This is a genomic window from Streptomyces sp. NPDC004788 (genome assembly GCF_053601115.1).
Map to the genome: position 1 here is coordinate 22,017 of NZ_JBSGBF010000086.1, position 12,700 is coordinate 34,716.

The following is a 12,700-nucleotide window of genomic DNA, read 5'->3' on the forward strand; positions in this document are numbered from 1 at the left end:
CCGTGTAGGTTGCCCGCCATGACCGAAGCTGGATCCGTTCCGTGGCCGCCCGCACCGATAGCGACCGAGCGGCTCGTGCTCCGCGGGGCCGAGGCCCGGGACCGGGCGGCGTTCGTCGAGCTGTTCGCCTCGCCTGAGGTGGGGGCGTACGTCGGTGGCGCTCGGCCTCGCGATGAGCTGGAGCGGGTGATGCCCGAGGTGCCCGGGAGGCGGTTCGGGCTGTTCGTGGTCGAGGCCGACGGAGCGGTGATCGGCATGGTCACGCTCGACCGGCGCGACGCGGAGCGGCCGGGGCATGTCCGGGCGGAGGGCGGGGAGGTCGAGCTCGGCTACATGTTCCTGCCGGGGGCGTGGGGGCGCGGGTACGGCGCCGAGGCGTGCGCGGCGGCGCTCGAATGGGTTGCCGGGGCGCTGCCCGGTGAGCCGGTGGTGCTCTGCACCCAGACCGCCAACGAGCGGGCGATGCGCCTCGCGGCGAAGCTGGGTTTCGGTGAGGTGGAGCGGTTCGAGGAGTACGGCGCCGAGCAGTGGTTCGGGGTGTGGTCCTCGGTCATGTCGACGCCGTCCGCTTGAGCCGGTGCGGCGGTCAGGCCGCCGTGTCGAAGGTGTAGTGGGCCGTGTGGTCGAGCATGTCGGCCGGGGTCACGTCGTTCCAGGGGCGCATCGTGTCGTGGAGGTCGACGACGTTCGGGGTGCCGGCGGCGGGGAGGTAGGTCGCCTTGGGGTGGCGGGACTGCCAGGTGGCCCAGAGCTTGTCGATGAAGGCGTGGTGGAGCCAGAAGACCGGGTCGTTCGGGGAGACGCCGGTGGCCATCTGGCCGCCGACCCAGACGTGGACGCGGTTGTGGAGGTTCACGCCGCGCCAGCCTTCGAGGTGGTTGCGGAAGCCGTCGGAGGCGCTGTTCCAGGGCGCCGAGTCGTACGTCTCCATCGCCAGGACCGAGTCGACCTCGGCGCGCGTCGGCAGCTGGCGGCCGCCGGCGCCCAGGTCGCGGCGGAGGTAGTCGCGGCCGTCGACGCGGACGTTGATCGTCCAGCGGTTGCCGGAGCGGGCGAACGGGCCGTCGGTGACCTGGCCGTCGCGGGCGCGGCCGGTGCCGCCGAGGAAGTCCGGGGCCCAGAGCGAGGCGGCGGTGGTGCGGTCGGCCGTCCAGTCCCAGTAGGGGAGCGTGACGGTCGGGTCGACGGACTGCAGCGCCTGCTCGAACTCTATGAGGAAGCGCCGGTGCCAGGGCAGGAACGACGGCGAGCGGTGGCCGACCCGGTCGCCGTTGTCCGTGTCGCCCATGATGAAGGCGTTGTGCGTCGTCACGAAGGCGTCGTAGCGGCCGTTCCGCTTCAGTTCGAGGAGGGCGTTGACGAAGCGGCGCTTCTCGTCGGCGGTGAGCGCGGCCTGGTTCTTGCGTACGGTCATGGGGGTGCGGCTCCTGCTGCGGGTCAGGCGTGGGGGAGGGGGGCGGGGACGGTGACGGGTACGAGCGCGGCGCCCTGGAGTTCGCGCACCGCCGCGCGGGCCGCGGCCCTGGGCGAGGCGACCGGCTCGTAATGGGTGATCACGCTGATCCAGGTGCTGTCGGCGTTCTGCATGACGTGCAGTTCCTCGCCGTCGATCGTGACGCTGTAACCGCCGCCGTGATGCCCCTCGTGTCCCCCGTGGTGGCCGCCCCCGTTCGACGGGCCGCCCTTGATGCGGCGGCCCTGGTAGACCTCGTCGAACGATCCCGGAGCGGGAACGGTTGTGGGAGCCGGAGCGGTCGTGGCCTGCGCCGGGCTCGCCAGGGCGAGGCCCGCGGCCGCGCCGGCGGCCGCGCCCGCGGCGACGCCCAACGCCGTACGGCGGGTGATGCTCGAAGACATGGAAACCCCCTCGTGGTCTGTGCGGCCGAGGGTTGGTCATATGCCCCCGGCTGTTTCCATTCGTACTAGGGGGTGCCGGGCCGGCGGAAATCGCCTCAATTCGGTTGGGTGCGATGCGGACAACTTCCCGCGAAATGTGCAAACTTGAACGAAGTTGATCTTGCTGTTCGAGGGGTCCGCGGACGCTCCGGAGTGAAATCCTCCGCCCGGCGGGCCGCGTCTCGGAAATGATCTTGCGGTTCCGTGCGCCGGGTGTGGCGGGGCGCACTTCCGCAGACTGTCCGGATCGCATCCCCCGCCCCGCCCCGCTCGTTGGCACGGCATGAACACCGCTCAGCGCACCCTCGCCGCCGCTCTCCTCGCCGGTGCCGCCCTCGGACTCACCGCCGCCCCGCCGGCCCTCGCCGCCGACGAAGCCCCGGGAGCCGGACTCGTCGGCCTCCTCGGCCTCGGCCAAGGCGCCGGTCAGGGCCCCGCCGAGGGCCCCGCCAGGGGCCCCGTCAAGGTGCTCGATCACGGCCCCGACTCCGGAGATCAGCAGGCCACCGTCAGCGGGAACGACTCCCAGCAGAGCATCGGCTAGACCGCGCCGGCGGGTTCGGCAGCCTCCACCGGCAGTTCCGCCGTCACCCGGAAGCCGCCCCGCGGGCCCGGTCCCGACTCCAGCGTGCCGCCCGCCGCCGCCACCCGCTCGCGCAGGCCCTTCAGGCCGCTGCCCGGCGTGCCCGAACCCGTGCCCCGCCCGTTGTCCGTCACCGTCAGGCGGACCCGTTCCGGTCCGCCGCCCACCTCGATCTCGCAGCGCGTCGCGCCGCTGTGGCGTACGGCGTTGGTCGCCGACTCGCGGACCACCCAGCTCAGCAGCGCCTCCGTCTGCGGCTCCAGGGGCGGACCCGACTGGCGTACGACGGGCTCGATGCCGGCCGAGGAGAGCGCGTCGCGGGCCCGGTCGAGCTCCGTCGTCAGACTGCCCTCGCGGTAGCCGGTGACCGCCTCACGGATCTCGGTCAGCGCCTGCCGGCCGACCGACTCGATGTCCGCGAGCTGCGCGAGCGCCGCGTCCAGGTCGCGGGGCGCCAGGCGCCGGGCCGCCTCCGACTTCACGACGATGACGGAGAGGGTGTGGCCGAGCAGGTCGTGCATGTCGCGGGAGAAGCGCAGGCGCTCCTTCTCGACGGCCGTGCGGGCCAGTTCCTCGCGGGTCGCGCGGAGTTCCTGCACCGTCTCGCTCAGCGCGAGGATCGCCGCCGTGACCATGGTCGAGATGAACGTGCCGTACACGATCCCGAACGAGTCCCAGCCGTCCTTCCAGAAGGTGACCACGGAGACCGCCGCCACCAGCGCGAAGGCGATCACCGGCAGCCGGCGGCCGCCTCGGGCGACCGCTCCGACCGCGAGGCCCATCAGGGGGAAGAACAGCAGCCAGTCCTCGCCGTAGGCGATGGCGAGCGTGAAGGTCAGCGTGACCAGGCCCGCGAGGAGGAGCCAGGTGAGCAGCGTCTCGCGGGCGCCCTCGACGAAGGCCCGGATCACGACCGTGATGTAGAGCGTGTTGAAGGCGAGGATGCCCAGCCAGCCGATCCACGGATGGGGGACCTTGCCCTGGAGGAGGTTGGACATGGCGCCCAGCCCCATCAGCAGCCACGGCATCAGGCTCAGCCCCGTCGGCCGGCCGTCCCGTCTGCTCTCCGCCCTGCGCCGCCGGAAGTCCCTCATCGTCCTCGTGTCCCCTCGTCACACCAGCCGTCACGCCGTCCGTGCGGAACGACGGTACGAGACCGCCGCGTACGCGCCGAACAGCACCGCCCACACCGCCAGCACCGCCACCGTCGCCGCGCCCGGCACCGTGCCCTCCGTCACCGCGCGGCCCAGCTCCGAGAAGCGGTTGGTCGGGGTGTACGAGGAGATCGTGGCCAGCCAGTGCGGGAAGAGGGAGGTGGGGAACCACAGGCCGCCGACCACCGAAAGGCCCAGGTTGCAGGCGATGTTGACGACACCGGTGGTCTGCGCGGAGAGGCGGTAGCCGTTGCCGAGGCCGAGGAGCGTGAAGGGCAGCGAGCCGGCCCAGAGCGCGACGGCGATCGCCGCCCACTGCCAGGCGTCGAGCCGTACGCCGTTCACGAGTCCGCCCGCGAGCAGCACGGCGATGATGGCGGGCAGCACCACGACCGTGCCGGTCAGGGCGCGGCCCGTCACCACCTGGCGCGGGGTCATCGGCGTGATCCGCAGCTGGCGCAGCCAGCCGATCGACTTGTCCTCGGCGACGCCGCTGCCGAGCGACAGGGCGGCGCCCAGCGCGCCGTACGCCGCCATGCCGACCATCGCGTACGCCTTGTACGCGGAGCCGTTCTGGCCGCCGAGGTTGGTGAAGAGGAGGTACATCATCACCGGCACGCCGAGCGACGAGATCAGGAATCCGGGGTCGCGCAGGCTGCGGCGGACTTCGAGACGGACGTACGCGGTGATCATCGGGACATCTCCAGGGTCTCGGACGTGCGGGCGGCGGCGGTGGGGCGGGTCAGGGCCAGGAAGGCGTCGTTGAGCGAGGCCCGGGTGACCTCCAGGCCCCGCACCGCGTCCATCGCGGCCAGGGCGAGGACCGTCGCGTCCGAGTCGTCGCTGCGCAGCTGGGCGCGGTCGCCGCGGATCTCGACGGAGGTGACGCCGGGGAGCGCGGCCAGGCCCTCGGTGGGGCGGCCGGCCAGGTCGAACGAGACGGTCGTGCCGCCCGCGGCCCGCTTCAGCTGCTCGGCGGTGCCGTCGGCGAGGACGCGGCCGGAGTCGACGACCACGATCCGGTCGGCGCTGGCGTCGGCCTCCTCCAGGTAGTGGGTGGAGAAGAGGACGGTGTTGCCGCGCCGGGCGTAGGCCCGCATCGAGTGCCAGAAGGCCTCGCGGGCCTCGACGTCGAGCGCGGCGGTCGGCTCGTCCAGGACGATCAGCTCGGGGTTGCCGGCCAGCGCGACGGCGAAGCGGACGCGCTGGGCCTGGCCGCCGGAGAGCCGGTCGACCCGGCGGCCGGCCAGGTCGGTGAGGCCGGCCAGCTCCAGGGCCTCGGCGACCGGCAGCGGCTTCGGGTACGTACGGGCCACGAACTCGACCAGCTCGCGGACGGTGACCCGGGGCACCGGGCGGGCGTCCTGGAGCATCGCGCCGATCCGGCCGGCCTCGACGGCGCGCACGGGCGCGGCGCCGAAGAGGTGCACCCGGCCGCTGTCGGGCTCGTCGAGGCCGAGGAGGAGGTTGATGGTGGTGGACTTGCCGGCGCCGTTGCGGCCGAGCAGGGCGACGGTCTCGCCGCGGCGGATGGTGAGGTCCATGCCGTCCACGGCGCGGACGGCGCCGAAGGTCCTGGTGACGGAGGAGAAGGCGACCGCCATGTCGTCCCCCGTGCGGTTTCCCGCTGTCTCGTTCGTCATGACCACGAAACTACGGAGCGCGGGCAGGGTCCCGGCAGGCTCAGGCGTACGGACCCGGCGGTGACAAATGTCCTGGGTCCCGCGCCGGACGCGTCCCGTACCGGCGGTATCTGACATGGTGTCAGGAGGGTTCCCATCGCCGCACCCCTCCGCTATACATGGGGATCGCCGTTCTAGAACGCGTTCTAGTGCGCGTTCCGGTTCGGGCCCCGCACGGCCTCGGCGCGGTCGACGGTGCGGACGGCCGCGCCGAGGTCTCCACCTGCAACAAGCAGCAGCAAGGAGCAGCAACGCGATGCCCATTGACGCCGCCAAGGCCGTCGCCGCCGAGCCCCGCAGCGCGGAGATCGCCTGGGACCACAAGGACGTCCAGCTCTACCACCTCGGCCTGGGCGCGGGCGTCCCGGCGACCGACCCCGACGAGCTGCGCTACACCCTCGAATCCCGGCTCCACGTCCTGCCCAGCTTCGCCACCGTCGCGGGCGCCGGCATGGGCGTCGTCGGCGGGCTCTCCGCCCCCGGCATCGACATCGACCTCGCCGCCGTCCTGCACGGCGGCCAGTCGATCACCCTGCACCGCCCGCTGCCCGTCGCCGGCCGGGCCGTCTCCACCTCGCGCGTCGCCGCCGTGTACGACAAGGGCAAGGCCGCCGTCCTCGTGCTCCGCTCCGAGGCCGCCGACGCGGACGGGCCGCTGTGGACCAGCGACGCCCAGATCTTCGTACGCGGAGAAGGCGGCTGGGGCGGCGACCGCGGGCCCTCCGAGCGCCTCGAACTCCCCGCCCGCGAACCCGACGCCACCGCCGAACGGCCCATCCGGGAGGACCAGGCCCTGCTCTACCGGCTCTCCGGCGACTGGAACCCGCTGCACGCCGACCCCGAGTTCGCCAAGCTCGCGGGCTTCGACCGGCCGATCCTGCACGGCCTCTGCTCGTACGGCATGACCCTCAAGGCGGTCGTCGACACCCTCCTCGGCGGCGACGTCACCCGCGTCCGCGCCTACCGCACCCGCTTCGCCGGGATCGTCTTCCCGGGCGAGACCCTGCGCATCCGGATGTGGCGCCAGGACGAGCACACCGTCCAGGTCGCCGTCACCGCCGTGGAACGGGACGACGCCCCCGTACTCGCCGACACCGTCGTGGACCACTCCTGACACCAGCCCCGAGGGGAGCCGCACCATGCGCGCAGCCGTTCTGCACGAGATAGGCCAGGACAAGCTCGAAGTCCGCGACGACGTCGAGGCCGTGGGCTTCGGCCCCGGCAAGGTGCGGATCCGGGTCCGGGCCACCGGCCTGTGCCACTCCGACGTCTCCGCGATGACCGGTGTCCTGCCGCAGCCCGCGCCCTTCGTCCCCGGGCACGAGGGCGCCGGCGAGATCCTCGACGTCGGCGACGGGGTCACCGGCCTGAGCGTCGGGCAGCGGGTGCTGCTGTGCTGGCTGCCCGCCTGTGGCAACTGTCCCGCCTGCAAGCGCGGCCAGACCCAGCTCTGCCTGGCCGGCTTCCTCAACGCCGGCACCCCCAACTTCAAGCGCCCCGGCGGTGACGTCTTCGGCTTCGCCGGCACCGGCACCTTCGCCGAGGAGGTCGTCGTCGACGCCGGCTGCGCCGTCCCGATCCCCGACGACGTGCCCTTCGACATCGCCGCGCTCATCGGCTGCGGGGTGACGACGGGGCTCGGCGCGGCCATCAACACCGCAAGGGTGGAGGCCGGTTCGTCGGTGGCCGTCATCGGCTGCGGCGGCGTCGGCATCTCCGCCATCCAGGGCGCCAGGCTCCAGGGCGCGGCGCAGATCGTCGCCGTCGACCCCGTCGAGTCGCGGCGGGAGGCCGCCCTCCGCTTCGGCGCGACCGAGGCCGTCGCCCCCGACGCGCTCGGTGACGCCAAGCAGCGTGTCACCGGCGGCGAGGGCTTCGACTACGTCTTCGAGGTCGTCGGCAGGTCCGCCACCGCGCGGACGGCCTACGAGACCACCCGGCGCGGCGGCACCCTGTGCGTCGTCGGCGCGGGCGCCCTCGACGACTTCCTCCAGCTCAACATGTTCGAGCTGTTCTTCGACGAGAAGCGGATCCTGCCGTCGATGTACGGGGGCGGGGACGTGCTCCGCTCGTACGAACGGGCCATCGCGCTCTGGCGGGCCGGCCGCATCGACCTGGAGTCGCTGATCACGCACCGGGTGCCGCTGGCGGGGATCAATGAGGCGCTGGAGCAGATGCGGACGGGCGTGGCGCTGCGTACCTGCATCGAGATCTGATCCGACTTCGCGATCTGAGAGGACACGATCACTCATGTCACTGCCTCTTGACGGGCTGAGCGCGATCGTCACCGGCGCCGGCCGCGGCCTCGGCCGGGCCGAGGCCCTCGAACTGGCCCGGCTCGGCGCCGCCGTCGTCGTCAACGACTACGGGCAGCCCGGGCGCGACGGCTCCGGCGCGGCCTCCGCCGCGCCCGCCGAGGAGGTCGCCGCGGAGATCCGGGCGGCGGGCGGCCGGGCCGTGGCGCATCTCGGCGACGTCGCCGACTTCGAGACCGCCCGGGGCCTGGTGGACCTGGCCGTGAGCGAGTTCGGAAAGCTGGACGTCCTGGTCAACAACGCGGGCATCCTGCGCGACCGGATGGTCTTCTCGATGAGCGAGGACGAGTGGGACTCGGTCATCCGGGTTCACCTCAAGGGCCACTTCAACACCACCCACTTCGCCGCCGTGCACTGGCGCGCCCGCGCCAAGGCGGGCGAGAGCGGGGTCTACGGCCGGATCGTCAACACCTCCTCGGAGGCGTTCCTGGCGGGCTCGGCCGGTCAGCCCAACTACGCGGCGGCCAAGGGCGGCATCGTCGGCCTGACGACGTCGACCGCGCTGGCGCTCGCCAAGTACGGGGTCACCGCCAACGCGATCTGCCCCCGGGCCCGTACCCGGATGACCGAGGACGTGTTCGCCGGCTTCGCCGAGCCGACGGCCGAGGACGAGCTCGACCCGCTGTCGCCGGAGCACGTGGCGCCGCTCGTCGGCTATCTCGCCTCCCCGGCGGCGGCCGGCGTGAACGGGCAGCTGCTCGTCGTCCACGGCGGGATGGTGGCGATCGTGGACCGGCCCAGGGTGGCCGCCAAGTTCGACACGGCCAAGGACGTCTTCTCGTACGAGGAGCTGGACGCGCTGCTCACCCCGCACTACGCGGAGCGCCCGGCGGGGGAGACCTTCGCGGCGGCGGAGGTGCTGGGCCTCAAGAAGGGCTGACCGCCGGGCGGCGGACACGCGAGGATGTCGGATCCAATCTCCAGGATCCAGGACGTTGGATCCGACATCCTGCTGACCGCCGCGCTGCGGACACGCGAACGGCCCCCGGGATCTTCCGGGGGCCGTTCGTTCGTCACTGCGCTTCGGGCTCGCGCCGGTGGCGGCCGTGCGGGGAGGACGAGGAGTCCTCGGCCGGCGCGGCCGGGCCGCGGTGCTTGCCCGAGCCGTTCGGCTCCTGCGCGTTCATGTTGTTCATGGTGGAACTCACCCCGTAGTTGTCGCTTGTTGCTGTGCGGCGTGCGTGAGTCTAGCCACCGGGACTGACAGTTCTAGGCGCCGGGTTTGCGGTCCGCCAACGGTGCCTGACCCAGCGGAATCGGCCGGCACACCTTCGCTTCCGCCCGGGCTTCCGCCGGTTCAACGACTTCGGCGGCTTCCGCGGCTTCGGCGGCTTCCGCGGGTTCCGCCGGCTCCGCGGGTTCCTCAAGGGCGGCGAGGCCGCAGGGCGTGTCGGCCGTCGCGTACGGCAGCCGCAGCACCCCGTCGGCCGTCCACAGGCCGGATCCGGCCAGCCAGCCGACGGGGGCGGCCAGTTGGCTCATCCGGCGCGCGGACGGCCGCCACATGCCGACCCAGCTGCCGCCCGCCGCGTCGATCCGCAGCGCGACCCCGCAGCTCTCCGGCGTCAGCACCTGCCCCGGCTGTACGGCGAACGGCGTCACCGCCGCGTCGTCGAGCCGCAGACAGTCCGGGAAGCGCACCGGCAGCAGGCTGCCCAGGACGCCCCAGCCGAGCCGCTCGTGCCCCGGCGACGGCGCGTCGGAGCGGATCAGGAGCAGGCCGCTGTCGGGGTCGGCGAGCAGCAGCCGGTCGTTGCTCTGCTCCGTGATCTGGAGCAGCGGCGTGACCTCGCCGCCCCGCTCCAGGTCGATCGCGACGGCCTTCACCGGGCCGTCGTCGAGCTGCCGGTCGAGCGCGAGCATCCGTCCCGTACGGTCCAGCCACACCCCACCCGTACAGCGGCCCTTGATCTCGGCGACCCGCTCGGGTCCGAACGCCCCGCCCGCCACCAGCCACAGCGTGGTGGTGTCCTGGCCGACGCACATCGCGTACGCGCAGATGCCGTCGGGCGACGGCGGCAGCAGCGTCAGGGCGCCCGGAGCGGGCGCCTCGACCGCGCCCAGGACCAGCTCGCCGGTGTCCGGGCCGGTGGGGTAGAGCAGCGAGAACGTGTGGCGGAGCCCGTCCACCCGGCGGCCGACGAGCACCCGGCCGTCCGCGAGCGGCAGCAGCAGCGCACCGGCCTCCTCCGGCTGGGCGAGCGGGAGCGGCACGGCGTACGGCTCGGGGCCGTCCAGCGTCCACCGTTCCGCGTACAGGGCGTCCCCGGAACCGGCGAGCCGCGCCGCGTAGGCGCCGTTCGCGGTGATCGTGAACCCGCCGGGGCGGTGGGCGGGCATCGGCGGCCACATGGCGTCGCCGTCTCCCGCGTCCCCCGTGGTCGTCTCGATGGCACAGGCTGTCATCGACTCGTCACCTCCGGCAACGAAGCTAGTTTTCGCACTTCCAGCCGAACAACACGAGCCACCCCACTTCACACCAAAGGGTGGCGGTCCGGGGATTCCGCTGAGCGGCGGGGGCGGGGTGTGCTGGAGTGGCCGGAGGCGGGTGAGGCAAGGCACGCCTTAGTGGGGCCGGGGCTGGGGCCGGGGCTGGAGGTGGGGCCCGGGCCGGGATGAGGTGGAGGGCCCTCAGCTGCCGTTATGCCCGGACGGGCGGTGCGGCCGTCCGGTTCTCGGAGGGGGGCGGCCTTCGGTTCCTGCGGGGCCGCCGTGCGGTCTTCGTGCGGCCGGTCGCACCTCCGGCCGCGGCCGGTCGCACCTTCGGTCGCCTCCGGTCCCGCCTCCGGTCATGCGTCCGTCTGGCCGTACGTCCGCCTGGCCGTGCGTCCGTCCGGCCGAGCGTCCGTCTCGCCGTGCGACGTTCACCCGCCCCTCTCGTCCCCGATCCTCTCCTCGTCGTCATTCGCCGACGGGCCCGGGTTGTCCACAGGCCAGAACGGCGGGGGACGGAGGACAGGTAGCCTTTCCCCCGTGCCCCGTCTGTCTGAAGTCATCGCCGAGCTCGACGCCCTCTGGCCGCCAGAGCTGGCCGAGCAGTGGGACGCCGTCGGCACCGTCTGCGGCGACCCCGACGCGGAGATCCGCCGCGTCCTGTTCGCCGTCGACCCCGTCCAGGAGATCGCGGACGAGGCGATCGGCCTCGGCGCCGACCTCCTGGTCACCCACCACCCGCTCTATCTGCGCGGTACGACGACCGTCGCCGCCTCGCACTTCAAGGGCCGCGTCGTGCACAGCCTGATCAAGCACGACATCGCCCTGCACGTGGCGCACACCAACGCCGACACCGCCGACCCCGGTGTCTCCGACGCCCTCGCCGGCGCGCTCGACCTGCGGGTCACCGGGCCGCTGGTCCCGGAGAACAACCTCGGCCGGATCTGCGAGCTCGACCGGCCCGAGACCCTCGCCGAGTTCGCCGCCCGCGCCGCGAAGCGCCTTCCGGCCACCGCGCAGGGCATCCGGGTCGCCGGCGACCCGGACATGGTCCTGCACCGGGTCGCCGTCAGCGGCGGCTCCGGCGACAGCCTCTTCGGCGCGGTGCGGGCCGCGGGCGTGGACGCGTTCCTCACCGCCGACCTGCGCCACCACCCCGTCTCCGAGGCGACGCAGCACGCGAACCGGCACGGCGCGCCCCTCGGGCTCGTCGACGCCGCCCACTGGGCCACCGAATGGCCCTGGTGCGAGCAGGCCGCCGCGCAGCTCGACTCGATCTCCGACCGCCACGGCTGGGACCTCCGGGTCCACGTCTCGAAGACGGTCACCGACCCCTGGTCCTCCCACCACACCTCTTCTGGAGCCCCCAACTGAACGCCGCGCCCGCCGACCAGATCCGACTCCTCGACGTCCAGGCCCTGGACGTGCGTCTCCAGCAGATCGCGCACAAGCGCAGGTCGCTGCCCGAGCACGCCGAGATCGAGTCGCTGAACAAGGACCTCACGCAGCTGCGCGACCTGCTCGTCGCCGCGCAGACCGAGGAGAGCGACTGCGCCCGCGAGCAGACCAAGGCCGAGCAGGACGTCGACCAGGTCCGCCAGCGCGCGGCCCGCGACCAGCAGCGGCTCGACTCCGGCGCCGTCTCCTCCCCGAAGGACCTGGAGAACCTCCAGCGCGAGATCACCTCGCTCGCCAAGCGCCAGGGCGACCTCGAGGAGATCGTCCTGGAGGTCATGGAGCGCCGCGAGTCCGCCCAGGAGCGGGTCGCCGAGCTGACCGAGCGGACCTCCGCCGTCCAGGCGAAGGTCGACGACGCGACCGCCCGCCGCGACGCCGCCCAGGCCGAGCTGGACGCCGAGTCCGCGTCGGTCGCCAAGGAGCGCGAGCTGGTGGCCGGCTCCGTCCCGGCCGACCTGATGAAGCTCTACGAGAAGCTGCGTGAGCAGCAGGGCGGCGTCGGCGCGGCCCGGCTGTACCAGCGCAAGTGCGAGGGCTGCCACATCGAGCTCAACATCACCGAGCTCAACGAGGTGCGGGCCGCCGCGGCCGACGCCGTCGTGCGCTGCGAGAACTGCCGCCGGATCCTGGTCCGCACCTCGGAGTCCGGCCTCTGATGAACGCGCCGAGCGAGCTGATCGTCGAGGCCGACGGAGGCTCCCGGGGCAACCCGGGCCCCGCCGGCTACGGCGCGGTGGTCCTGGACCCGGCGACGGGCGAGACGCTCGCGGAGCGCGCCGAGTACATCGGCGTCGCGACGAACAACGTGGCCGAGTACAAGGGTCTGGTGGCCGGGCTGAGGGCGGCCCGGGAGATGTTCCCGGACGCCCTGGTGCACGTCCGCATGGACTCCAAGCTGGTCGTCGAGCAGATGTCCGGCCGCTGGAAGATCAAGCACCCCGACATGAAGCCGCTGGCCGCCGAGGCCGCCCGCGTCTTCCCGCCGGGGCGGGTCCGCTACGAGTGGATCCCGCGCGAGCGCAACAAGCACGCGGACCGGCTCGCCAACGAGGCGATGGACGCGGGCCGCCGCGGTGAGCAGTGGAGCCCGTCCGCCACCGCGCCCCGTCCCGCCTTCGCCGCCGACCTGGCCGCCGCCCGCACCGCCGCCGGCGACGCGACGGCGGGCAGCATGCGCGC

The 12,700-nt window shown here is 73.2% G+C and carries 14 protein-coding genes; 8 read left to right on the forward strand and 6 right to left on the reverse strand.

Translation table 11 applies throughout. From position 1 onward, the window contains the following. Window positions 1-18 precede the first annotated feature (18 nt). Window positions 19-573: a GNAT family N-acetyltransferase gene (locus ACWEJX_RS29260; protein WP_451610418.1), complete on the forward strand. Its 555-nt coding sequence runs from the start codon at window positions 19-21 to the stop codon at window positions 571-573. Window positions 574-586: 13 nt separating this feature from the next. Here ACWEJX_RS29260 and melC2 read toward each other — a convergent pair whose 3' ends face one another. Next, a complete protein-coding gene (melC2, locus tag ACWEJX_RS29265; protein ID WP_451610419.1) occupies window positions 587-1,414 on the reverse strand; it encodes a tyrosinase MelC2 in 828 nt (275 codons plus the stop codon). A gap of 23 nt (window positions 1,415-1,437) precedes the next feature. Then, window positions 1,438-1,857: an apotyrosinase chaperone MelC1 gene (melC1, locus tag ACWEJX_RS29270; RefSeq protein WP_451610420.1), complete on the reverse strand. Its 420-nt coding sequence runs from the start codon at window positions 1,855-1,857 to the stop codon at window positions 1,438-1,440. A gap of 322 nt (window positions 1,858-2,179) precedes the next feature. On the opposite strand from melC1, the gene ACWEJX_RS29275 reads away from it, so the two are divergent. Further along, window positions 2,180-2,440, forward strand: a complete 261-nt coding sequence (locus tag ACWEJX_RS29275) for a hypothetical protein (RefSeq protein WP_451610421.1) — start codon at window positions 2,180-2,182, stop codon at window positions 2,438-2,440. On the opposite strand, the gene ACWEJX_RS29280 is transcribed toward ACWEJX_RS29275, so the two are convergent. Genes ACWEJX_RS29280 through ACWEJX_RS29290 form a run of 3 tightly spaced genes read right to left on the reverse strand, consistent with a single transcriptional unit; the run spans window position 2,437 to window position 5,276 of the window. Then, a complete protein-coding gene (locus tag ACWEJX_RS29280; RefSeq protein WP_451610422.1) occupies window positions 2,437-3,573 on the reverse strand; it encodes a sensor histidine kinase in 1,137 nt (378 codons plus the stop codon). The genes ACWEJX_RS29275 and ACWEJX_RS29280 overlap by 4 nt on opposite strands. Window positions 3,574-3,603: 30 nt before the next feature. Continuing rightward, window positions 3,604-4,326, reverse strand: a complete 723-nt coding sequence (locus ACWEJX_RS29285; protein ID WP_451610423.1) for an ABC transporter permease — start codon at window positions 4,324-4,326, stop codon at window positions 3,604-3,606. Continuing rightward, window positions 4,323-5,276, reverse strand: a complete 954-nt coding sequence (locus tag ACWEJX_RS29290; protein WP_451610424.1) for an ABC transporter ATP-binding protein — start codon at window positions 5,274-5,276, stop codon at window positions 4,323-4,325. The genes ACWEJX_RS29285 and ACWEJX_RS29290 overlap by 4 nt, the downstream gene beginning before the upstream one ends. 295 nt (window positions 5,277-5,571) lie before the next feature. On the opposite strand from ACWEJX_RS29290, the gene ACWEJX_RS29295 reads away from it, so the two are divergent. Genes ACWEJX_RS29295 through ACWEJX_RS29305 form a run of 3 tightly spaced genes read left to right on the forward strand, consistent with a single transcriptional unit; the run spans window position 5,572 to window position 8,510 of the window. Next, window positions 5,572-6,429 (forward strand): MaoC/PaaZ C-terminal domain-containing protein, encoded by an 858-nt coding sequence (locus tag ACWEJX_RS29295; protein WP_451610425.1) that lies wholly within the window; start codon window positions 5,572-5,574, stop codon window positions 6,427-6,429. Window positions 6,430-6,454: 25 nt separating this feature from the next. Beyond that, window positions 6,455-7,531, forward strand: a complete 1,077-nt coding sequence (locus ACWEJX_RS29300; RefSeq protein WP_451610426.1) for a Zn-dependent alcohol dehydrogenase — start codon at window positions 6,455-6,457, stop codon at window positions 7,529-7,531. 34 nt (window positions 7,532-7,565) lie between these two features. Beyond that, the gene (locus tag ACWEJX_RS29305; RefSeq protein WP_451610427.1) at window positions 7,566-8,510 is read left to right on the forward strand and encodes a 3-oxoacyl-ACP reductase; all 945 of its coding nucleotides are present in this window, start codon (window positions 7,566-7,568) and stop codon (window positions 8,508-8,510) included. 329 nt (window positions 8,511-8,839) lie between these two features. On the opposite strand, the gene ACWEJX_RS29310 is transcribed toward ACWEJX_RS29305, so the two are convergent. Next, window positions 8,840-10,036, reverse strand: a complete 1,197-nt coding sequence (locus ACWEJX_RS29310; protein WP_451610428.1) for a hypothetical protein — start codon at window positions 10,034-10,036, stop codon at window positions 8,840-8,842. Between the two features lie 567 nt (window positions 10,037-10,603). Here ACWEJX_RS29310 and ACWEJX_RS29315 point away from each other — a divergent pair. The 3 genes from ACWEJX_RS29315 to ACWEJX_RS29325 form a co-directional block, all read left to right on the forward strand. Then, complete coding sequence (locus ACWEJX_RS29315) at window positions 10,604-11,437, forward strand: Nif3-like dinuclear metal center hexameric protein (protein ID WP_451610429.1); 834 nt, start codon at window positions 10,604-10,606, stop codon at window positions 11,435-11,437. Next, complete coding sequence (locus ACWEJX_RS29320) at window positions 11,434-12,177, forward strand: zinc ribbon domain-containing protein (protein WP_451610433.1); 744 nt, start codon at window positions 11,434-11,436, stop codon at window positions 12,175-12,177. Before ACWEJX_RS29315 ends, ACWEJX_RS29320 begins: the two co-directional genes overlap by 4 nt. Continuing rightward, window positions 12,177-12,700, forward strand: a 524-nt coding sequence (locus tag ACWEJX_RS29325) for a reverse transcriptase-like protein (protein WP_451610430.1), incomplete at its 3' end; no start/stop codon positions are given. The genes ACWEJX_RS29320 and ACWEJX_RS29325, both read left to right, overlap by 1 nt.

Excerpts from the sequence above, each read along its gene's own strand:
- melC1 (WP_451610420.1), bottom strand. The coding sequence starts at position 1,857 with ATGTCTTCGAGCATCACCCGCCGTACGGCGTTGGGCGTCGCCGCGGGC.
- ACWEJX_RS29310 (WP_451610428.1), bottom strand. The coding sequence starts at position 10,036 with ATGACAGCCTGTGCCATCGAGACGACCACGGGGGACGCGGGAGACGGC.
- melC2 (WP_451610419.1), bottom strand. The coding sequence starts at position 1,414 with ATGACCGTACGCAAGAACCAGGCCGCGCTCACCGCCGACGAGAAGCGC.
- ACWEJX_RS29280 (WP_451610422.1), bottom strand. The coding sequence starts at position 3,573 with ATGAGGGACTTCCGGCGGCGCAGGGCGGAGAGCAGACGGGACGGCCGG.
- ACWEJX_RS29275 (WP_451610421.1), top strand. The coding sequence starts at position 2,180 with ATGAACACCGCTCAGCGCACCCTCGCCGCCGCTCTCCTCGCCGGTGCC.
- ACWEJX_RS29295 (WP_451610425.1), top strand. The coding sequence starts at position 5,572 with ATGCCCATTGACGCCGCCAAGGCCGTCGCCGCCGAGCCCCGCAGCGCG.
- ACWEJX_RS29285 (WP_451610423.1), bottom strand. The coding sequence starts at position 4,326 with ATGATCACCGCGTACGTCCGTCTCGAAGTCCGCCGCAGCCTGCGCGAC.
- ACWEJX_RS29305 (WP_451610427.1), top strand. The coding sequence starts at position 7,566 with ATGTCACTGCCTCTTGACGGGCTGAGCGCGATCGTCACCGGCGCCGGC.
- ACWEJX_RS29290 (WP_451610424.1), bottom strand. The coding sequence starts at position 5,276 with ATGACGAACGAGACAGCGGGAAACCGCACGGGGGACGACATGGCGGTC.
- ACWEJX_RS29260 (WP_451610418.1), top strand. The coding sequence starts at position 19 with ATGACCGAAGCTGGATCCGTTCCGTGGCCGCCCGCACCGATAGCGACC.
- ACWEJX_RS29300 (WP_451610426.1), top strand. The coding sequence starts at position 6,455 with ATGCGCGCAGCCGTTCTGCACGAGATAGGCCAGGACAAGCTCGAAGTC.